At 72.3% G+C, this 20430-nt stretch carries 19 protein-coding genes; 8 read left to right on the top strand and 11 right to left on the bottom strand.

Annotated features, from left to right (window positions below):
- Positions 1 to 59 precede the first annotated feature (59 nt).
- Entirely contained in the window at positions 60 to 482 is a 423-nt protein-coding gene (locus GA0074704_RS12185) for a hypothetical protein (RefSeq protein ID WP_088973625.1), read from the bottom strand.
- A gap of 303 nt (positions 483 to 785) precedes the next feature.
- Here GA0074704_RS12185 and GA0074704_RS12175 point away from each other — a divergent pair, with 303 nt between their 5' ends.
- Complete coding sequence (locus tag GA0074704_RS12175) at positions 786 to 1175, top strand: hypothetical protein (protein WP_088970613.1); 390 nt, start codon at positions 786 to 788, stop codon at positions 1173 to 1175.
- An 87-nt stretch (positions 1176 to 1262) separates the two neighbouring features.
- Here GA0074704_RS12175 and GA0074704_RS12170 read toward each other — a convergent pair whose 3' ends face one another.
- The 5 genes from GA0074704_RS12170 to GA0074704_RS12150 all read right to left on the bottom strand — a co-directional run bounded on the left by GA0074704_RS12170 (position 1263) and on the right by GA0074704_RS12150 (position 6995).
- Positions 1263 to 2252: a sporulation protein gene (locus GA0074704_RS12170; RefSeq protein WP_088970612.1), complete on the bottom strand. Its 990-nt coding sequence runs from the start codon at positions 2250 to 2252 to the stop codon at positions 1263 to 1265.
- A 62-nt stretch (positions 2253 to 2314) separates the two neighbouring features.
- A complete protein-coding gene (locus GA0074704_RS12165; protein WP_331716651.1) occupies positions 2315 to 3187 on the bottom strand; it encodes an MFS transporter in 873 nt (290 codons plus the stop codon).
- Positions 3163 to 3588 (bottom strand): MFS transporter, encoded by a 426-nt coding sequence (locus GA0074704_RS29755; RefSeq protein WP_157743655.1) that lies wholly within the window; start codon positions 3586 to 3588, stop codon positions 3163 to 3165. Before GA0074704_RS29755 ends, GA0074704_RS12165 begins: the two co-directional genes overlap by 25 nt.
- A gap of 642 nt (positions 3589 to 4230) precedes the next feature.
- Positions 4231 to 5007: a DeoR/GlpR family DNA-binding transcription regulator gene (locus tag GA0074704_RS12155; protein WP_088970609.1), complete on the bottom strand. Its 777-nt coding sequence runs from the start codon at positions 5005 to 5007 to the stop codon at positions 4231 to 4233.
- The gene (locus GA0074704_RS12150; protein WP_088970608.1) at positions 5007 to 6995 is read right to left on the bottom strand and encodes a beta-galactosidase; all 1989 of its coding nucleotides are present in this window, start codon (positions 6993 to 6995) and stop codon (positions 5007 to 5009) included. The genes GA0074704_RS12155 and GA0074704_RS12150 overlap by 1 nt, the downstream gene beginning before the upstream one ends.
- A 268-nt stretch (positions 6996 to 7263) precedes the next feature.
- On the opposite strand from GA0074704_RS12150, the gene GA0074704_RS12145 reads away from it, so the two are divergent.
- Genes GA0074704_RS12145 through GA0074704_RS12130 form a run of 4 tightly spaced genes read left to right on the top strand, consistent with a single transcriptional unit; the run spans position 7264 to position 12702 of the window.
- The gene (locus GA0074704_RS12145; protein ID WP_088970607.1) at positions 7264 to 8595 is read left to right on the top strand and encodes an ABC transporter substrate-binding protein; all 1332 of its coding nucleotides are present in this window, start codon (positions 7264 to 7266) and stop codon (positions 8593 to 8595) included.
- A gap of 20 nt (positions 8596 to 8615) precedes the next feature.
- Positions 8616 to 9572: a carbohydrate ABC transporter permease gene (locus GA0074704_RS12140; protein ID WP_088970606.1), complete on the top strand. Its 957-nt coding sequence runs from the start codon at positions 8616 to 8618 to the stop codon at positions 9570 to 9572.
- Positions 9569 to 10477 (top strand): carbohydrate ABC transporter permease, encoded by a 909-nt coding sequence (locus GA0074704_RS12135; protein WP_088970605.1) that lies wholly within the window; start codon positions 9569 to 9571, stop codon positions 10475 to 10477. The genes GA0074704_RS12140 and GA0074704_RS12135 overlap by 4 nt, the downstream gene beginning before the upstream one ends.
- On the top strand, positions 10474 to 12702 hold the full coding sequence (locus GA0074704_RS12130; RefSeq protein ID WP_088970604.1) for an alpha-galactosidase: 2229 nt from the start codon (positions 10474 to 10476) through the stop codon (positions 12700 to 12702). Before GA0074704_RS12135 ends, GA0074704_RS12130 begins: the two co-directional genes overlap by 4 nt.
- Here the strand turns inward: GA0074704_RS12130 and GA0074704_RS12125 are convergent.
- The 3 genes from GA0074704_RS12125 to GA0074704_RS12115 form a co-directional block, all read right to left on the bottom strand.
- Entirely contained in the window at positions 12689 to 13531 is an 843-nt protein-coding gene (locus GA0074704_RS12125) for an alpha/beta fold hydrolase (protein WP_088970603.1), read from the bottom strand. The two genes, GA0074704_RS12130 and GA0074704_RS12125, sit on opposite strands and share 14 nt — an antisense overlap.
- Positions 13532 to 13632: 101 nt before the next feature.
- A complete protein-coding gene (locus tag GA0074704_RS12120; protein WP_088970602.1) occupies positions 13633 to 14211 on the bottom strand; it encodes a hypothetical protein in 579 nt (192 codons plus the stop codon).
- A gap of 117 nt (positions 14212 to 14328) precedes the next feature.
- Positions 14329 to 15744, bottom strand: a complete 1416-nt coding sequence (locus GA0074704_RS12115; protein ID WP_088970601.1) for a cellulase family glycosylhydrolase — start codon at positions 15742 to 15744, stop codon at positions 14329 to 14331.
- Positions 15745 to 16128: 384 nt separating this feature from the next.
- On the opposite strand from GA0074704_RS12115, the gene GA0074704_RS12110 reads away from it, so the two are divergent.
- The 3 genes from GA0074704_RS12110 (at position 16129) to GA0074704_RS12105 (ending at position 18058) form a co-directional block, all read left to right on the top strand.
- Positions 16129 to 17091: a TIGR03557 family F420-dependent LLM class oxidoreductase gene (locus tag GA0074704_RS12110; RefSeq protein WP_088970600.1), complete on the top strand. Its 963-nt coding sequence runs from the start codon at positions 16129 to 16131 to the stop codon at positions 17089 to 17091.
- Positions 17088 to 17225, top strand: coding sequence for a hypothetical protein (locus GA0074704_RS28755; RefSeq protein WP_231926829.1), 138 nt, complete (start codon positions 17088 to 17090; stop codon positions 17223 to 17225). Before GA0074704_RS12110 ends, GA0074704_RS28755 begins: the two co-directional genes overlap by 4 nt.
- A gap of 197 nt (positions 17226 to 17422) precedes the next feature.
- The gene (locus GA0074704_RS12105; RefSeq protein WP_088970599.1) at positions 17423 to 18058 is read left to right on the top strand and encodes a GAP family protein; all 636 of its coding nucleotides are present in this window, start codon (positions 17423 to 17425) and stop codon (positions 18056 to 18058) included.
- A gap of 43 nt (positions 18059 to 18101) precedes the next feature.
- Here GA0074704_RS12105 and GA0074704_RS12100 read toward each other — a convergent pair whose 3' ends face one another.
- Positions 18102 to 18908 (bottom strand): endonuclease/exonuclease/phosphatase family protein, encoded by an 807-nt coding sequence (locus tag GA0074704_RS12100; RefSeq protein WP_088970598.1) that lies wholly within the window; start codon positions 18906 to 18908, stop codon positions 18102 to 18104.
- A 7-nt stretch (positions 18909 to 18915) separates the two neighbouring features.
- A complete protein-coding gene (locus tag GA0074704_RS12095; protein ID WP_088970597.1) occupies positions 18916 to 20406 on the bottom strand; it encodes a phosphatase PAP2 family protein in 1491 nt (496 codons plus the stop codon).
- Positions 20407 to 20430 lie beyond the last annotated feature (24 nt).

Raw genomic sequence — 20430 nt, 5'->3', positions numbered from 1 at the left:
AGGGCCCCTTGTCGACACCCACGCGCGTCGACAAGGGGCCCCGGCGAACCTCCGGCGGGTCAGCCGGGGTTCGGGCGGTCGTCGGTGAAGTTGCCGACCTGGCTGGCCGACGAGGACTGGTCGCTGGTCGAGCCGCCGGCCGGAGTGCTCAGGCCGCCGGTGGTGGCGTCGCCGGTGGTCGTCGGAGCGACCGTGTCGCGGTGCCGTTCCGGCTGGCGGGCCAGCCGGCGCACGCTGGCCGGGCCGGCGGTGCCACCGGTCGTGGTGACCGCGCCCTGCCCGCGGGTCGGGCCACCGTCGCGCAGCACCTCCGGGTCGATCGGCACGTCGGCCGGGTCGCCCGGGTCCGCGTCCTGGAGGATCCGGGTCTCGTCGGTCTGGGGAACGGTCACCTCGTCCAGCGCGCCCTCGCCGTACACCCCGGCGGTCAGCCGCTCCTCGGCGTGCCGGGCGGAGCGGCGCATCCTGTCGTCGTCGCGCATGATGATCACCTCGCAGCTTCTGGTGGTGACCCCCTGCCTGCCCGCTGGCGGCGGCACCAAACGACGGCCCGCCCCGAACCGGACACCGGGGCACGGACGGGACGAGCGCCGCGACCGTCAGCGGCGGTCGGGCGGCCCGGCGCGGCGCGGCGCGGAGAATCCCGGCCACCGGTCGGTGTTACCTCCCCGGTGGCCTCGGGTAGACCCAGGGTGCCCCCGCCACAGCAGGCGAACCGTGCCGTGGCCGATACGCGGTAGCGGGGCGAGGGATTGCAGGTACTCATCAAATCCGAGGAGGACCAGATGAGCACGCAGGCTGCATCCACCAGGCCGATGAACCGGCCGATGCAGGGCACGTCCAACGTCGACATGGCCAACCGGGCCGCGATGCGGGAGACGCCCACCCAGCCGATGCCGATGTACGACGGACACCGCGACGCGGTGACCGCGCCCGGCACGGAGACCAAGACCTCGTTCGCGACCACCGAGTTCTGGGTCTACGTCGCGTCCGTGATCGGTGTGCTGGCCGCGTCGTACCTGGTCGGCAAGAACTCGGTCGGGGTGGACATCTTCCGCGCCCCGCAGGCCTGGTTCTTCATCACGCTGCTGACCATCGGTTACCTGGGTAGCCGGGGGCTGGCCAAGGCCGGCAGCAACTTCCGCAGCGGAGCGGAGCGCAAGGCCCCGCACTGACGCCTGAGCGGCACGCCGGTTGAACAGACGGCGGTGGTCCCCGGGATCCGTCCCGGAGACCACCGCCGTCGCACGTTCCCCGTGGGGTTACTCGTCGAAGCCGCCGAAGTCGTCGCCACCGAAGTCACCCTCGAAGGCGTCCTCGATCATCTCACCGGCCACGATGCCGCCGACCGCGCCGAGCGCCGCGCCGGCCACCACGCCACCCATGCCGACGCCCCGGCCGTGGCCCCGCCCGGGCCCGTGCCCGTAGCCGTGCGGGGCGCCGTGCCCGAAGCCGCCGAACTGGGCCCGCAGGTTGCCGTAGCGGGACGTCGTCTCGCGCAGCCAACCGTCGACCACCTGGGCCCAGTCGACCCGGTCGGCGTCGGCGTGCGAGACGCTGTAGCGGCCGAACGCGTCGTGGCCGGCGCTGAGGAAGCCACCGCGCTTGTCGCACTCGAGGATCACCTCGACGCCGCGCTGGTGGGTGACGAAGGTCAGCTCCACCTCGTTGATCGACCGGGCGTACTGCGGCGCGGCGAAGAACTCGATCTCCTGGTAGAACGGCAGCGTCTGCTGCACGCCGCGGATGTGGCCGCGCTCCAGGTCGGCGTGCTTGAAGCGGAAGCCGAGCCGCTGGAACGCCTCGAGGATCCGCTCGTGCACCGGCAGCGGGTGCACCGCCACGTGGTCCAGGTCGCCCTTGTCGACGGCCCGCGCGATCGACAGCTCGGTACGCAGGCCCATCGTCATTCCGTGCAGGCGCTGGCCGTACACGTCGGTGATCGGGGTCTCCCACGGCACCGGCAGCTGGAACGGGATGCTCAGCTGCTGCTTCGGGGCGAGCTGGAGCGGGCCGCTGACCGCCATCCGGTGGAACTCCATGGTGCCGGCGTACTCGCTGTCGCCGCTCTCCACCTCGACCCGGGTGACCAGTCCGACGGTGATCTGCTCGATGTTCGCCGGGGAGTCCCCGCCGATCAGGTTGACCCGACCGTCGAGGGCGAGGCCGGGACGGGTGTTCGGGTTGGTCAGGACGGTGTCGACGCTGGGGCCCCCGACGCCGAACGCGCTCAACATCTTCTTGAAGACCATCGGAACTCCCGGGACGCATCGGCACGCTCCACCGTGGAGCACGCGCAGTTACCTAGGGCACCCTAACCCGTACCGCTGTGAACTGCCTGGGAGCGACGGGCGGCCAGCAGCGCGGCCGAGGCGGCGAGGAAGAAGACGGTCATGCAGAGCGCCATGGGCAGCAGCGAGTCGTACCCGAGGATGCCGGTGAGCGGGGTGACCAGCGCGCCGGTGAGGAAGCTCAGCCCGCCCTGCAGCGCGGCGGCGGTGCCGGCGGCCCGCCGGCCCGCCTCCTGCGCCAGCGCCGTGGTCGCCGGGTAGACGAACCCCATGCCGCCGACCATCAGGCAGAGCAACGCCCAGGGGGCGGCGAGCGGCAGCCGGCCCGCCGGGTCGGCCAGGGCCAGCACGAGCAGGCCGGCGGCGGCGACCGTGGCGGCGACCACCCCGACGGTACGCAGCCGGGCCGCGCCGTGGCGGCGCACGAACACCCGGAACAGCACCGCGCTGGCGGCCATCGCCGCGGCGTTGGTCGCGAAGACGATCGTGTACGTCCCGGGGCTGATCCGCAGCGACGTCTGGAGCACGAAGGACGAGCCGCCGATGTAGGTGAAGAAGCCGGCGGTGGCGAGGCACTGCACGACGATGTGCCGCAGGAATCCCCAGTCCCGAAGCAGGTCGAGCATGCGCGCGCCCGCGTCGGCGGGGCCGGACGGGTGACGGCGCTCCCGGGGCAGGGTCTCCGGCAGCCCGACCAGCACGGCGACCGCCATCGCGGCCCCCAGCACGGTCAGCGCGACGAAGATGGTGCGCCACGTGCCGAGGGCCAGGATCAGGCCACCGGCCGCGGGCGCGAGGACCGGGCCGAGGAAGGTGACCGAGGCGATGCTGCCGAACCGGGCGGCGGCGTCGGTTCCGCGCCAGGTGTCGGTCACCATCGCCCGGCCGACGGCCACCCCACTGCCGGCGGCGATGCCCTGCCCGAGCCGCGCGGCGACCAGGACCGCGCCGCTGGGGCGACCGCGCAGACGGCGGAGAGCACGGCGAAGGTGACGCTGCTGGCGATGACGATGCGGCGCCGGCCCTGGCTGTCACTGACCGGCCCGAGCAGCAGCTGGCCGGCCGCCACCCCGACGATGAACGCCGTCATGGTCAGCTGCGCCACGGTGGCGCTGGTGTGCAGCGACCGGCGCAGCTCGGGCAGCGCGGCGATGTAGGTGTCGGTGGCGAACGGCCCGATCCCGGTGAGCAGCACCAGCGCGGCGAGCGAAGGCCTCCGCGCCAGCCGGTCCCGCCGCGCCGGTCGGGTCGGCTGGGTCGGCGGCGGGCTGGTCCCGATCTGCTGCGGCCTGGTCACCTGGGCGACGCTAGCCCGCCACCGGATACCCGGCATCCCGGGGACCGACCCGCCCGGCCCGGACAACCCGCCTGTCCGCACGGCCGGTGGCGGCGGTGGCCGGCCGGGCATCGCCGGGCCTGTCCAGCTGGGCCTCTCCGGTGCCTACAGACTTGAGAGCGTGGATGACTCACGGCCGGCCGACACCGGGATGGCCCTCGGGTCGGGCGACAGCGCCACGCCACAGCGGCGGCAGCGCTGGATCGGCCGGCGATGCCCGGACCGCCCGGCGACCACGCCCCGCAGTGGAGCCAGCCCGCCCGGCGGGACCCCGGCACCCGGGGCGACCGGTCAGGGCCGAGGTGCCGCGAAGGGGGCGAGCCGACCGGCGGTGACGCCGGACCGCCGGCGGTCCGGTGAGTCGTCGACGCTCTCAAGTCTGTAGGCGCCGACGAGGCCTGGGTGCCGGAGGGACGCGGCGAACGTCCGTGGCGGCGTCTCGACCGGTGGCTCACCGAGCGGGACGGGCGTTCGGCCGACCCACGCCGGAGGGGCAGCCCGGTGGGTCGTTGGTGACATCAGGTCGAGAGGAGCACGGGGCAAGGGCGGCCGGGAGGATCGGGCAGGGGACGGGAGGACGGGACGGGGAAAGGCCGGCCGGAGTCAGGCCGGGTCGACGACGACAAGTTCGCCGACCTGGTCGCCGATCTGGGCGCGGGCGTCCGGCGGCAGGCCGGCGTCGGTGACCAGCAGGTCGGCCTCCTCCAGCGGGGCGATGGTGGCGATGCCGATGGTCTCCCACTTGGTGTGGTCGGCGAGCACGACCAGTCCGCGGGCGGCGTCGATCAGCCGCCGGTTGATGCCGGCCTCCAGCAGGTTGGGCGTGGTGAAGCCGGTCCGCGGGCTCATCCCGTGCACGCCGAGGAAGAGCAGGTCCACGTTGAGCGCGCTGACCGCCGCCTCGGCCACCGGCCCGGTGAGGGCGTCCGACGGGGTACGGATCCCGCCGGTCAGCACCACGGTCTGATCGGGGCGCGGGTTCTGGTAGAGCGCGTCGGCGACCGGGATCGAGTTGGTCACCACGGTCAGCCCACGGACGTCGGCCAGCAGGGTGGCCAGCGCGGCGGTGGTGGTGCCGGCGGAGAGCGCCACGGCCATCCCCGGCTCCACGAGGGCGGCGGCCCGTTCGGCGATGGCCCGCTTCTCGGCCTGCTGGCGGATCGACTTGGCCGCGAAGCCGGGCTCCTCGGCCGAGCCGGGGCCGGCCAGGGTGGCGCCGCCGTGCACCTTGTCGACCAGGCCGCGCTCGGCGAGCGCCTCCAGGTCGCGGCGGATCGTCATATCGGAGACCCCGAACCGGCTCACCAACTGGCTGACCCGCACGCCGCCGCGCTGCCGGATCAGGTCCAGGATGGCGCTCTGCCGTTGCTGGGCGAGCATCAGACCTCCTCCCTCACCACCGCCACCTCCCCCGGCGGCACCACCAGCTCGCCGTCGCACGGGCCGCCGCCGAGCAGTTCGGTCCCGGTCACCGGGAGCCGCACCTCGGCGTCGGTGTGGTTGACGACGAAGAGCCAGCCGCGGTCGTCGCGGCGGCGCCGGACCACCTCCACGCCCGTCGGGGCGGCCACCGCCGGCCGGGCGCCGGACTCCGCGAGCAGCCGGGCCACCAGGCGGTCGGTGGCGTCGTCGTCGAGGCGGGTGCCGGCGTACCAGGCGGTGCCGGCGCCGACGCGGTGCCGGGTCAGCGCGGGTACGCCGGGCAGCGGGCCGTCGGCGTACGCGGCGAGCACCTCGGCGCCCTCCGGGTGCAGCCACTCGGTCCAGACGTCGGCGGTGGCGCCGTCGTCGAGGCGTACCCGCTCGCCCGAGCGCAGCGGGAAGAACTCCTCGGTGCGGATGCCGAGCAGCTCGCGGAACGCGCCCGGGTAGCCGCCGAGCCGGATGTGGTCGTGCTCGTCGACGATGCCGCTGAAGTACGTCACCAGCGCCGTTCCGCCCGCCTCCACGTACGCCCGCAGCGCCGCCGCGTCGGCGTCCCGCACGAGGTAGAGGGTGGGCGCCAGGACCAGCTTGTACGCGGACAGTTCCGTCGACGGGTGCACCACGTCGGCGGTGACGCCGGCCCGCCAGAGCGCGCCGTGCAGTGCGGCCAGCCGGTCGGTGTAGGTGACGTCGACGCTGGGGTGGGAGTCCAGCTCCGCGCCCCACCATGCCTCGTAGTCGAACAGGATCGCCACGTCGGCGTCGACCCGGCTGCCGCGTACCTCGGCGATCGCCTTCAGGTCGGCGCCCAGCCGGCACACCTCCCGGAACACCTTGGTCTCCGGGCCGGCGTGCGGGAGCAGCGCGGAGTGGAACTTCTCCGCGCCGGCCCGGGAGGCCCGCCACTGGAAGAAGAGCACCCCGTCCGCGCCCCGGGCCACGTGGGCCAGACTGTTGCGGCGCAGCTGGCCCGGGGTCTTGGCCACGTTGCGCGGCTGCCAGTTGACCGCGCTTGTCGAGTGCTCCATCAGCAGCCACGGGTCACCGCCGGCGATCCCCCGGGTGTGGTCGGCGGCGAGCGCCAGGTTGACCTGCGGCTGCGGATCGGCGGCGGTGAGGTAGTGGTCGTTGGCGACCACGTCCACGTCGGCGGTCCAGGAGTGGTAGTCCAGGTACTTGATGCCGGTGCCGATCATGAAGTTCGTCGTGATCGGCTGCCGGGTGAGCCGCTCCAGCACGGCCCGTTCCGCCCGTAGCTGGGCGCGCTGCTCGTCGGAGGAGAACCGCAGGAAGTCCAGCTGCTGGGTGGGATTGGCGAAGGTCGGCGCGGTACGCGGCGGGACGACCTCGGCCCAGTCGTGGTAGCGCTGGCTCCAGAACGCGGTGCCCCAGGCGGCGTTGAGCGCGTCCAGGTCGCCGTACCGGTCGCGCAGCCAGCGGCGGAACGCCTCGGCGCTGACGTCGCAGTAGCAGTGCACGTTGTGGCAGCCCAGCTCGTTGGAGACGTGCCAGAGCACCACGGCGGGGTGGTCGGCGTAGCGGGTGGCGACGGCCTCGACCAGGGCCAGCGAGCGCTCCCGGAACACCGGCGAACTGGGGCAGTAGGCCTGCCGGCCACCGGGCCAGAGGATCGCCCCGTCGGCCCGGCGGGGCAACGTCTCCGGGTGCCGGTGCGCCAGCCACGGGGGCGGGCTGGCGGTGGCGGTGGCCAGGTCGACGCTGATCCCGCCGGCGTGCAGCAGGTCCAGCGACCGGTCGAGCCAGCCGAACTCGAAGCGACCCGGCGCCGGTTCGAGCAGCGCCCAGGAGAAGATTCCGACCGAGACCAGGTCGACCCCGGCCCGGCGCATCAGCTCGACGTCCTCGACCCAGGTCGACTCGGGCCACTGCTCCGGGTTGTAGTCCGCGCCGAACCAGATGCCCTCGCCCTGCCAGCTCCGCATGAGAGCAGAGCGTGCCCCCGAGCCGGACCGAAGTCAACACTTTCCAACATCGACCGGAATTCCAACGTTTACCTTGTCTCGGCCCTGTCACGACTGGGTTATCGATGCCGGCGGACCCCCTTGACAGCGCCCCACGGACGGGTAGCTTGACGAGCCACCGGGTGTTTGTGTTCGGACATGTGGAATCTCGGTGGATCCGAACCACCACTCACGGCCCACCACCACTCACGGCCCTTGGGCGCAAGGCACCTCTTCCGCAGGAGGCACAATGTCCCGTCCCCGTACCCAAGCCGAGTACCTGGCCCGACTCGTACCCCCGTCCGTCGCCGGCCTGAACCGGCGCTCCCTGCTCGCCGGAGCGGCCGGCACCGGCGCGCTGCTCGGCACGGGACTGCTCGCCGGCTGCGGCGGCTCCGACGCCGACTCCGGCGCGGACGCCAAGACGGTCTCGGTCGGCTCGAACCAGTCGGATCCGAAGCCCAAGGACGTCGTCGCCAAGGTGATGGACGGCTTCAAGACCTCGTCCGGCATCACCGCGAACGTCAACACCGTCGACCACAACACGTTCCAGGAGAACATCAACAACTACCTGCAGGGCAAGCCGGACGACGTCTTCAGCTGGTTCGCCGGCTACCGGATGCGCTTCTTCGCCAGCAAGGGGCTGGCCGGGGACGTCAGCGACGTGTGGGGCAAGCTCAGCGGCTACTCCGACGCCTTCAAGAAGGCCTCCACCGGTGACGACGGCAAGCAGTACTTCGTGCCGGCGTCGTACTACCCGTGGGCGGTCTTCTACCGCAAGTCGGTGTGGCAGCAGCGCGGCTACCAGGTGCCCACCACCCTGGACCAGCTCAACACGCTGGGCGCCCAGATGAAGAAGGACGGCCTGGTCCCGATCGCCTTCGCCGACAAGGACGGCTGGCCGGCGATGGGCACCTTCGACATCCTCAACCTGCGGATCAACGGCTACCAGTTCCACGTCGACCTGATGGCCGGCAAGGAGGCCTGGACCTCCGACAAGGTGAAGAAGGTCTTCGACACCTGGGCCGGGCTGCTGCCGATCCACCAGCCGGACTCGCTGGGCCGGACCTGGCAGGAGGCCGCCCAGTCGCTGCAGCAGAAGAAGAGCGGGATGTACCTGCTCGGTCTCTTCGTCGGCCAGCAGTTCAACGCCGACGAGCAGGACGACCTGGACTTCTTCACCTTCCCGGAGATCGACCCGGCGATCGGGGCGAAGGCCCTGGACGCGCCGATCGACGGCTACATGATGGCCCGCAAGCCGAAGTCCGAGGCCGCGGCGAAGAAGCTGCTGGAGTACCTCGGGTCGAAGGACGCCGCGAACATCACGGTGAAGAACGACCCCAGCACCCTGGTCGCCAACACCGGCGCCGACACCGGCGGCTACACCGCGCTGCAGAAGAAGGCCGCCGAACTGGTCGGCTCGGCCACCGAGATCGCCCAGTTCCTCGACCGGGACACCCGGCCGGACTTCGCCTCGACCGTGATCATCCCGGCCCTCCAGCAGTTCATCAAGAACCCCAAGGACATCAGCGGGCTGCTGACCAGCATCGAGAACCAAAAAAAGTCGATCTTCACCGAGTGACGGCGAGAGGGGAAGGACCCGTGTCCGACCTGCCCCTGATCCAAGCGGATCGCGCCGTACCGCCGCCGGCCGCGGCCACCTCCAACGGTGGCCGGGGTCGCCGGCTGCGGCTCCTGTCCCGCACCGACCGCGTGGTGATCACGCTGATGGTGCTCGTACCCCTGCTGCTCGTCGTCGCCCTGGTCTGGCTGCCGGCCGCCGCCACCGTGCTGCTCTCCGGCACCGACTGGGACGGCATCGGCCCGGTCGGCGAGATCGACTGGGTGGGGCTGAAGAACTACGACGACGTGGTGAACATCTACCCGCCGTTCGTGCCGGCGGTGCAGAACAACCTGCTCTGGCTGGCGGCGCTCTTCGTGGTCGCCACCCCGTTCGGCATGTTCCTCGCCGTCCTGCTCGACAAGGAGCTGCGCGGCAGCCGGTTCTACCAGACCGCCCTCTACCTGCCGGTGGTGCTGTCGCTGGCGCTGATCGGCTTCGTCTGGCAGCTGATCTACTCCCGCGACCAGGGCCTGCTCAACGCCGTGCTGGGCACCAGCACCGACTGGTACGGCGACCCGAACGTGAACATCTGGGCGGTGCTCTTCGCCGCCGGCTGGCGGCACGTCGGCTACATCATGCTGCTCTACCTGGCCGGTCTGAAGGGCGTCGACCCGTCGCTGCGGGAGGCCGCCGCGGTGGACGGCGCCTCGGAACCCGCCACCTTCTTCCGGGTGGTCTTCCCGGTGATGCGGCCGATCAACATCATCGTGCTGGTGGTGACGGTGATCGAGTCGCTGCGCGCCTTCGACCTGGTGTGGGTGATCAACAAGGGCCGCAACGGCCTGGAACTGCTCTCCGCGCTGGTCACCTCCAACGTGGTGGGTGAGGCCAGCCGGATCGGCTTCGGCTCCGCGCTGGCGACCATCATGCTGGTCGTCTCCCTCGTCTTCATCACCGTCTACCTGACCACCGTCATGCGGGAGGACCGGCGATGACCGCGACCCTGGCCCGACCGGCGACGGCCGACACCCCGGCGCCCGCCCGCCGGCAGGTACGTCCGGCCCGGGTGGTGCTGCACGTCTTCCTCGCCGCGGTGGCGGTCGGCTGGCTCTTCCCCATCCTCTGGGCGGTGCTGACCTCGCTGCGGTCGTACGAGTACACCGCCCGCAACGGCTACGTCTCGCTCGGCGGCTGGACGCTGGACAACTACGTCACCGCGTGGAAGACCGCCGAGTTCGGCAAGCACTTCCTCAACTCGGTCTACATCACCGTCCCGGCCGTGCTGCTCACCCTCTTCCTGGCCTCCTGCGTGGCCTTCGTGATCGCCCGGTTCAGTTGGAAGCTCAACATCGTCCTGCTGGGGCTCTTCACGGCGGCGAACCTGCTGCCGCAGCAGGCGCTGCTGATCCCGCTGTTCCGGATGTTCACCGAGGTGCCGCTGCCGGCCTGGATGAGCGACTCGGAGCTGCTCTACGACAGCTACTGGGGGCTGATCCTGGTCAACGTGGCCTTCCAGTGCGGCTTCTGCGTCTTCGTGCTGAGCAACTACATGAAGGCCCTGCCGCACGAGCTGTACGAGGCGGCGATGGTCGACGGGGCGAGCGTGTGGCGGCAGTACTGGCAGGTGACCATGCCGCTGTGCCGGCCGGCGCTGGCCGCGCTGGCCACCCTGGAGGTCACCTGGATCTACAACGAGTTCTTCTGGGCGACCGTGCTGATGCGTACCGGGGACAAGTTCCCGGTGACCAGCTCGCTGAACAACCTGCGCGGCGAGTTCTTCACCGACAACAACCTGGTCTCGGCCGGCTCCGTGCTGGTCGCGATCCCCACCCTGGTGATCTTCTTCCTGTTGCAGAAGCAGTTCGTCCGGGGCCTGACCCTGGGAGCCAGCAAGGGATGACCATCGTCCACCTGCGCCGCGCGCGGACCAGCCTGGTGCTCGACGCGCGCGGCCCCGGCCTGCCCCGGATCGTGCACTGGGGCGCCGACCTCGGGCCGATCGGCGACGACGACCTGGCCGCGCTGGTCGACGCCACGATCCCGCCGGTGGTGCCGAGCAGCTTCGACGCGCCGACGGTGCTGTCCCTGCTGCCCGAGCCGAGCGCCGGCTGGAGCGGGCGACCGGGTCTCGCCGGGCACCGCGCCGGCCGGGACTGGTCCACGGCCTTCGGCCTGGTCGACCTCGACGTGCGTGACGACGCGCCGGGCCCGGATCGCGTGGCCCCGGGCGGGACAACTCTGCGCGTACCCGACGGGGAGCGGGACCGCGACGGGGCCGGGGCCGCGCGGGTGACCGTGCGGGCGACGGACCCGGGCGCCGGGTTGAGCCTGACCGTCGAGATCACCCTCGACCCGGCGGGGTTGCTCACCCTGCGGCACCGGGTGCGCAACGACGGCGACAGCCCCTACGAGGTACGCGAGCTGACCCCGGTGCTGCCGGTCCCGCCGGTCGCCACCGAACTGCTCGACCTGACCGGCCGCTGGTGCCGCGAGCGGGCGCCGCAACGGCACCCGTGGCCGATGGGCACCTGGCTGCGGGAGGGCCGGCACGGCCGCACCGGTCACGACGCCACCCTGCTGCTGGTCGCCGGCACGCCCGGCTTCGGGTTCGGGCACGGCGAGGTCTGGGCGGTGCACACCGCCTGGAGCGGCGACCACGTCACGTACGCTGAGCGCCGCCCCACCGGCGACGCCACGCTGGGCGGCGGCGAACTGCTCGCCCCGGGCGAGATCGTGCTCGCCGCCGGCGAGGAGTACGCCACTCCCCTGCTCCACGCGGTCCACTCGGCCACCGGGCTGGACGGGCTCAGCGACGTGCTGCACACCTCCGTGCGGGCCCGGCCCGGGCACCCGCGCTCCCCCCGGCCGGTGACCCTGAACGTATGGGAGGCGGTCTACTTCGACCACGACCTGGACCGGCTGACCGCGCTGGCCGACCGGGCCGCCGAGGTGGGCGTGGAACGGTTCGTCCTCGACGACGGCTGGTTCGCCGGCCGCCGGCACGACCGGGCCGGGCTGGGCGACTGGTGGGTCGACCCCGACGTCTGGCCGGACGGGCTGCAGCCGCTGATCGACCACGTCCGCGCCCACGGCATGCAGTTCGGGCTCTGGGTCGAGCCGGAGATGGTCAACCCCGACTCGGAGCTGTTCCGCGCCCACCCGGACTGGGTGCTCCAGGCCGCCGACCGGCTGCCGCTGCCGTGGCGGCACCAGCAGGTGCTCGACCTGGCCCACCCGGCGGCGTACGACCACGTGCTGTCCCGGTTGGACGCGGTGCTGCGCGAGCACGACGGCATCGCGTACCTGAAGTGGGACCACAACCGGGACCTCACCGAGGCCGGTCACGCCGGCCGGCCGGGGGTGCACGGGCAGACCGTGGCCGCCTACCGGCTCCTCGACGAGCTGCGAGCTCGGCACCCGGGGCTGGAGATCGAGAGCTGCTCCTCCGGCGGGGCGCGGGTTGACCTGGAGATCCTGCGCCGCACCGACCGGGTGTGGGCCAGCGACTGCAACGACGCCCTGGAACGGCTCGCCATCCAGCGGTGGACCGAGCTGCTGCTCCCGCCGGAGCTGATCGGCAGCCACATCGGGCCGACCCGCTCGCACACCACCGGACGCGTCCACGACCTGGGTTTCCGGGCGGTCACCGCGCTCTTCGGCCACCACGGCATCGAGTGGGACATCGGCGCGATCTCCCCGGCCGAACGGGCCGAACTCACCGCGTGGGTGGCGCTGCACAAGCGGCTGCGCCCGCTGCTGCACGCCGGCCGGGTGGTCCGGGCCGACCACCCGGACCCGGCCGTGCACGCGCACGGCGTGGTCGCCCACGACGGCTCCCACGCCGTGTACGCGGTCTCCCGGCTTGCCACCAGCGCCACGCAGACGCCCGGGCCGGTGCGCCTGCCCGGGCTGGACCCGGCCCGGCGCTACACGGTGCGCGTGCCGGACGGGGTGCCGGAGCCGGCGCTGTTGCAGCTGACCGAGCCGGGCTGGTCGCCCGCGGTGACCCTGCCCGGCGCGGTGCTCGGGACCGTCGGGCTGCAACTGCCGGCGATGCACCCCGAGCAGGCCCTGCTGTTGGAGGTCACCGCGGTCGACCTTCCGCCGTCGGCTACCCGAGCCTGAGCATCGCCTCGGCGACCTCGCCGACCGCCGCATCGGGGAGGGCGGTGGCCGCCTCCTCGAGCACGAGCAGCCGCGCCCCGGGGATCTCGCGCGCGATCGCCTCGCCGTTGCCGACGGGGAAGAACCGGTCGTGGCGGCCGTGGACGACGAGCGTGGGCACCTCGATCTCGGGCAGGCGCTCCCGCCAGCGTGGTGTGCAGTCGAGCCTGGAGAACACCAGGCCCAGCTGGTTGGCCAGCTGGACCGCCGGTGCGGTGCCGGGCGTACGGTCCCAGATGCGTGCGGCGACCGCACGCGCGGCGACCGGGTCGTCGCCGCGGATCTCCGCGCCGGTCGCGACGAACTCGGCGACCGCGGCGCGGTCGGTCCAGTCGGGCATCGGTCGCGCGAACAGTCGGCTCATCGTCGCCCGGTCATGGTCGGGCAGGTCCTCGTCGGGCGGGCCGGGCGCGACCGGGCGGGTGCCGACCAGGGTGAGCGCCGAGAACGCGCCGGGATGGTCGAGGACGCCCAGCTGGGCGACCATCCCGCCGACGCCGATCCCCGCCAGGTGGGCGGGCCCTCCGCCGAGCGTGTCGGCGAGGGCCGCCGCGTCGGCGGCGAGATCGCGCAGGGTGTACGCGGGCGCCTCCGGATCCGTCGTCGACGACTCCCCGCTGTCGCGCAGGTCGTAGCGGACCACCCGGCGCCCACCGGCGGCGAGGTGCTCGCACAGCGCGTCGGGCCAGGAGAGCATCGTCGTCCCGCCCACGAGCAGGACGAGGGGCGCGTCGTCGGCACCGAAGGACTCGACGCCCAGGGTGACCCCGTTGACGTCGACGGTGGTCATCGGAGGCCGCCGGGACGGGCACAGATGTCAGCGATGATGGAGATCATGCCGGGGTGGACCCGACCCGCCGACCGGACTCATCGGTCGCGCGGCGGTGACCTTCAGCCGGCCACCGGCGTCCGGTCGCGCGACACGTCCCGCAGCGCCAGGGCCACCGTGAGATAGAGCGCCAACCCCGAGCCGACCCCGGCGACCAGGGCGACCGTGGCCGCCCCGCCGCCGAGCGCGTGGATGACGAAACCGGCCAGCCCCAGGGCGGTCATCACCGCGCCCAGCCAGTGGTAACGGGGCATCCGCCAGACCCAGCCGAGGCCGAAGAAGTGCACGCCCACCACCAGCGCCACCCAGGCGACGGAGATCTCCGGCCGGTGCAGCACCCGGTTGATGACGTTGAGGCCGCCGAACAGGGCGACCGCCTCGACGGCGACCACGATCCAGTACCGACGGTCCATGAAACCGGTCGCCGGTCCGCCGGTGGCGGCGGGTTCCCGCCGGGCCACCCGCAGCAGGGCGACCACGAGGAACGCCGCGACCAGCAGGCCGACCACCCGGATCACCCACGGCCACGGCGCGGCCAGCCCACCGCTGTTCACCAGCACGAAGACCGTGCCGAACGAGATCGCGACCAGCGAGCCGACCAGCAGTCCGCTGGGCCGTCGTCCGGTCTGTGGCGTCGTCATGTCGGTGCCCTCCCCAGGTCCGCCACGCGAGCCGGTTGCGGTCCGGCACGCGGCCTGCGGATCGTACGCGAGCAGCCGGTGGCCGGGTCCGCGCGGACCCGGCCACCGGTTGGGACGTCAGCTCGCGGTGCAGCTCACCGCGGGCCTGGCGTTGGTGGAGTTGTTCCAGCTGGCGATGAAGCCGAAGGTGGTGCTGGCGCCGGCGCCGACGGTGGCGTTGTAGTCGACGTTGCGGGCCGTGTACGTGGCGCCGGAGTTGCTGATCGTGGCGCTCCACGACTGGGTGACGGCCTGCCCGTTGGCGAAGGTCCAGCTGGTCGTCCAACCCTTGAGCGCCGACGAACCGGCGGTCACCTTGATCTCCGCCTGGAAGCCGTCCGGCCAGCTGTTGATGATCGTGTAGCTGGCGGTGCAGCCACCACCGGCCGGCGGCGGCGTGCTGGTCGGCGGGGTGGTCGGGCTCGGGCTGGTGGTCGGGCTGGGGCTGGTGGTCGGGCTCGGGCTGGTCGTCGGGCTGGGGCTGGTGGTCGGGCTCGGCGGGGTGACGCCGGAGTAGACCGAGGCCTCCTTCGCGGTGGCCTTGATGCCGTTGGCGCCGTTGAAGATCCGCTGACCCCAGCTGGTCAGCCGGTTCGGGTCGAAGGAGGTGGCCATGTCGAGGTATTCGACGCCGCCGCCATTGCCGCTCCACGACCAGCCGAGGTAGCCGATCCCGTTGGCCTGGGCGTACGACATGATGGTGTCCTCGTCCGGGTTGCCGTCGGAGTGGTTGAAGCCGAACTCGCCGACCACGATGGGCAGCCCGGCGCTGCGGAACCGGCCCAGGTAGTCGGTGATCTCCGCGGCGGTGTCGAAGACGCCGTACATGTGGATGGAGAAGACGGTGTTGCGCTGCGGGTCGGCGTTGAACACCGTCGAGGCGTTGTTACGCATGGTGAACGACCAGTCCTGACCCCAGTTCGGGCCGTCGACCATGATCGTGTTGGCGATACCGCCGGCCCGCAGCTTCTTGATGGCGTTGGCGGTGTCGTTGGTCCAGGCGCCGTAGTTCTGGTTGCCGAACGGCTCGTTGCCGATGTTGACGATGACGTACTTCTCCTGGCCCTGGAGGGCGCTGGCGATGCTCAGCCAGTAGTTGGCCGCCCGGTCCAGGGTGGTGGCGGCGCCGTCCTCGCCGTAGCCGGTGGTGTCGTGCGCCTCCAGCACGCAGATGAGCTTGTTCTGCTTGCACAGCGAGATGACGTTGGCGACGTCGGCGGTGTCGTTCTTGGCCCAGCGGTCGCCGGTGGCCAGCACCACCCGGACGGTGTTCGCGCCGAGGGCCTTGATGTTGGCGAACGAGTTGGTGTACTGCGGGTACCAGGTGTGCGCGTGGTTGACGCCGCGCATCACGAACTCGTTGCCGTTGGCGTCGTAGAGCTTGCCGCCCGCGACCGAGAAGCCGGCGGCGGCGTGCGCCGGCTGACCGAACGCGAACACGGCGGCGAGGGCCGTCAGCAGCGCGGCGGCCGCGACGGAGAGCTTCTTTCTCATGGCATTCCTCAGGAGGGTGTCTCCCCCGTGCCCAAGGGGGTGCGGTGGTGGTGACAAGGGAAGGCGGCTGCAGCCCGACAGCCGCCGCCCGGCTCCCGGCGGCGCACGGTCAGCGTAGGCAGCCGGGGCGGTTAAAGCAACCGGTTAAGTGAAGGAGGCCGGGCGGGGGACGTCCTGCGGTGGCCCGTGTGGACACGGGCCACCGCAGGGGCGGTCATCCCCACCACAGGATGTGCGCCACCCCGGTCTTAACCGGTTAAGCCGGACCTTAGGCCGGCAGCGGCGTCCCGTCAAGAGGGCCGTCCGCGGCGAACCGGACGGCAGGGTTGATCCCGACCCCCAGGGGTACTTCCCGGGAAGATCCGCCCCGGGAGGAGAACCGCGATGGTCAGCGTCGGATACACCCTGATGAGCGAGCAGGCCGGCCCCAAGCAACTGGTCGACCACGCCGTACGCGCCGAGGCCGCCGGCTTCGACCAGCTGGTGATCTCCGACCACTACTACCCGTGGCTGGGCTCCCAGGGCCACTCCCCGTACGCCTGGTCGGTGCTCGGCGCGGTCGCCCACGCCACCAGCCGGGCCGAGCTGATGTCCTTCGTGACCTGCCCGATCCGGCGCTACCACCCGGCCGTCGTGGCGCAGAAGGCCAGCACCGTCGGGGTGCTCTCCGACGGCCGGTTCACCCTCGGCCTCGGCGCCGGGGAGAACCTCAACGAGCACGTGGTCGGCGGCTGGCCGCACGTGCAGCAGCGGCACGAGATGTTCGAAGAGGCGCTCCAGATCATCCGGCCGCTGCTGGGCGGCGAGACGCTGACCTTCTCCGGCAACCACTTCGACGTGCCCGACGCGTACCTCTGGGACCGCCCGGCCCGGCCGGTGCCGATGGCCATCGCCGCCTCCGGCCCGTCGTCGGCCCGGCTGGCCGCCGAGTACGGCGACGGCATCGTCGCCACCGAGCCGGACCCGCACATCATCGAGCTCTACGACGACGCCGGTGGCGCCGGCGCGCCCCGCCACGGCCAGGTGGCCATCTGCTACGGCCCCGACGAGGCCGAGTGCCGCAAGCTCGTGCACGACCAGTTCCGCTGGTTCGGCCTGGGCTGGAAGGTCAACGCCGACCTGCCCGACCCGGACGGCTTCGCCGCCGCCACCCGGTTCGTCCGCGAGGAGGACGTCGCCGAGGGCATCTCCTGCGGGCCGGACGTCGACCGGCACGTCGAGGCGTTCGCCAGGTTCGTCGACGCCGGCTTCACCCACGTGTCGATCGTGCAGGTCGGCGGCGACACCCAGCCGATGTTCCTGGACTGGGCGCAGGAGCAGCTGCTGCCCCGGCTGCGGGAGCTGTGAACCTCCCCGTGCCGCTGAGCCGGTCCGGGCGGTTCGGCCCGGCGGAACTGCGCCCGGCGCTCGCCGCCCCCCGGCCCGCGGTCGGGCTGACCAGCGAGTGGCGGCTGGTCGACGGGGTGCGTACGCACGCCTGACTCTGACAAGGTGAACCCATGCGCTTCGGCAACACCGAAATCCGCCCGCTCGGCGGCGGCCTCGGCTGCCTGCTGATGATCCTCTTCTCGATCCTCGCCTCGGTGGTGCTGACCGTCCTGCTCAACCTGGTGCTCTGAGGAAACCGACACCGCACGGCCCTCCCCCGGGCGACACTTCACTCGGGAAGGGGGCCGAGGTGAACCTGGTGACCGTGCTGCCGCTGGCGATCGTCATGATCGCCGGGCCGCAGCTGATCAGCGCGATCTTCCTGGCCTCCAGCCGGCAGCCCCGGAGCAGCTCGCTTGCCTACCTGATCGGCGCGACCGTGGGCGTGGTGGTCCCGCTGGCCATCTGGTACCTGGTCTTCCGCGCGGTGAAGGTCGCCGCGGGTGGCAGCAAGGACTCCGGCGCCCGCCACCTGATCGACTGGATCGTGCTGGCCCTGCTGGTGGTCCTGATGGTGCTGGTCTTCGCCCGCCGGAAACGGAGCCGGCCCCCGTCCTGGATGCGCAAGCTGGAGGACGCCCGGCCGCGCTTCGCGCTCGGCCTCGGCGTGCTGCTCTTCCTCGCCATGCCCAGCGACGAGGTCACCATGGCCTCGGTGGCGGGCAGCCTGGCCGGCCACGACCGGCCGTGGTGGCACCTGCTGCCGTTCCTGCTGCTGACGCTGCTGCTGCTGGCCCTGCCGCTGATCGCCCTGCTGCTGCTCGGCCGGCGGGCGGCGACCATGCTGCCGAAGGTGCGGAACTGGGCCAACGCCCACTCCTGGGTGGTCAGCGAGCTGGTCATCCTGATCTTCATCGCGATCGTCGCCTCCGACCTGGCGAAGTGACCGGCCCTCCGGCCGGCGGCGCGCCGGCACCGGCGGACCGCCGTCAGGCCGCGCTGAGGGCCAACTCCAGCAGCACCGGGTAGTGGTCCGAGGCGTGGTCGGTCTCCTCGTCGCGTACCACCCGGCAGGCCCGGGCCGCGGCCGCCACGGCCGGGGTGCCGAGCAGGTAGTCCAGCCGCATCCCGGAGAACTCCGCGCCGCCGTGCCGGGTGGGCACGGTCAGTCCGGCCGCGTCCGGCGCACCGGGCGGACCGGACGTCCACAGGTCGACCAAGCCCGCGGCGAGCAGCCGGGACACCGCCCGGGTATCGACCGTACGGCCGTCGCGGCGCAGGTGCCGGCGCCGGTAGTGCTCCGGCAGGCCGGCCAACCGGTCGGCGTGGTCGACGCCCGGCTCCAGCGTGTTGAGGTCACCGGCGAGCAGCACCAGTGACCCGGACCGGCGTACGGCGGCGGCCAGCCAGTCCGCCTCGGCCCGCCGCGCGCCCCCGAGATAGGGGTTGAGGTGGGTGCTCACCACGGTCAGCGGTCCGGCGTCGGTGGCCACCGCCACCCGCGCCGCGGCGTGGTGGAACGGGCGCAGCACCCGACCCCGGGAGAGCACCCGCAGCGGCGGCCGGACCAGCACCGCGACCGGCTGCCCGAAACAGGAGCGGGCCAGGTGGGGACGCATCCCCACCCGGCCCGCCACGTCCCCCAGCAGACCGTTCCGGTCGAAGCCGCGCAGCTCCTGAAGGCAGAGCACGTCCGGGCGCTGGGCCTGCACCACCCGGGCGATCCGGTCCAGCCGGTCGACGCCACCGGCGTCCCGCCCGCCGGTCCGGATGTTCCAGGTCATCACCCGCAGCATGCGCGGGTCACTCCGGCCGGGCGGCTCTGGCCAGCTCGTCGTCGAGGGTGTGCACGTCCTCGGACTCGATGCTGGGCCGGTTGCCCTCGTGCACGTCGGCGTTCGGCTTGACCACCCAGTAGAGGATGCTCAGCCAGAGCGCGCCGAGCAGGATCGCGCCCATGAAGTCCGTCGGGTGGTGCATGCCCCGGTACATCCGGGAGGTGGCCACCCCGACCGGCATGATCACCGCCATGGCCACGAAGAGCCACCGCCACCACCGGTCGGTCCGGGCGAAGACGATGATCGCCATCGCCGACCAGAGGCAGATGGTCGCCGCGATGTGCCCGGACGGGAAGGACGAGGTGGGCATCTGCCCGTCCAGGTTCTCCACCGGCGGGCGCGGCCGCTCCACCACGCGAGCCGAGGCGAGGAAGAGGCTCAGCTCGCCGAACATCGCCAGCACCACGAAGAGCACCGGCCGCCAGCGCCGCCAGATCGCCAGCACCAGCGGGCAGAACACCAACGACACCAGCAGGATCGCGTGGGTGTCGCCGAACTTGCTCCACCACCAGCTCAGGTCGGTCAGCGAGTCGGTGTGCCGCTCGGCGAACCAGCGCGGCACCTCGGTGTCGAGCGTGGCGAAGAAGGTGCCCTCGGCGTGGTAGCTGACGAACATGCCGAAGCCGTACAGCGCGCCGAAGACCAGCACCCAACCGACCACCAGTTCGGCGGCCGAGGTCCACGGGCGGGCCAGCACGCGCTCCTCGTCCGGCGCAGGGCTGATCTCGTGCCCGGCCTCCGGCTCCAGCCCCTCGGTCAGCGGCGGCACGGGCCGGCCCCGCTCCCGGCGCCACAGCCGGAACGCGTACGCGGTGAGGGCGAGCCAGAGCGCGCCGAGCAGCCAGCCGGCCAGCACGTCCGAGACGAAGTGCACGCCCAGCGCGACCCGGGTCAGCCCGACCAGCGCCACCAGCACCGCCACGATGGCGATCGCCGGCTTGCGCCAGCGGGGCGCCATCGCCGGCAGGAACACCAGCAGCAACGCCCCGTACGCGACGAAGGAGCCGAGCGCGTGACCACTGGGGAAGCTGTTGCCCGGGGCGCTGGCCACCGGCACGTCGACCACCGGCCGCAGCCGGCCGACCAGGCTCTTCAGCGACGGGTCGAGGATCAGCCCGCCGACCCCGGTGATGATCAGGTAGACCGCCAGCCGGGACTGCCGGCGGATCAGCAGGCCGACCACCGCGATGGTGACCAGCCAGATCAGCACCGGCCGGCCGCCCAGGTCGGTGATCGCCTGGAGCACGGTGACCAGGGCGTGGTGCGGCGACACCAGGCCGTTGAACCACTCGGCGATGCCGTGGTCCACGTCGTAGAGCGGGCCCCACTTGAATCTGACCAGCATCAGCAGCAGCCCGAAGGCCACCCCGACGGCGGCGATGCCGACCAGCCCGGCGACGCTGCGCTCGGCGAAATGCTCGAGCGGCTTGCGTCCCGACTCCTTGACCGCGGTCACCCCGCACCTCCTGTTTTCCGTCCC

The sequence above is a fragment of the Micromonospora siamensis genome, from assembly GCF_900090305.1.
In the GTDB taxonomy this organism is placed as follows: Bacteria; Actinomycetota; Actinomycetes; order Mycobacteriales; family Micromonosporaceae; genus Micromonospora; species Micromonospora siamensis.
This window is presented reverse-complemented; position numbering and strand designations above follow the sequence as displayed.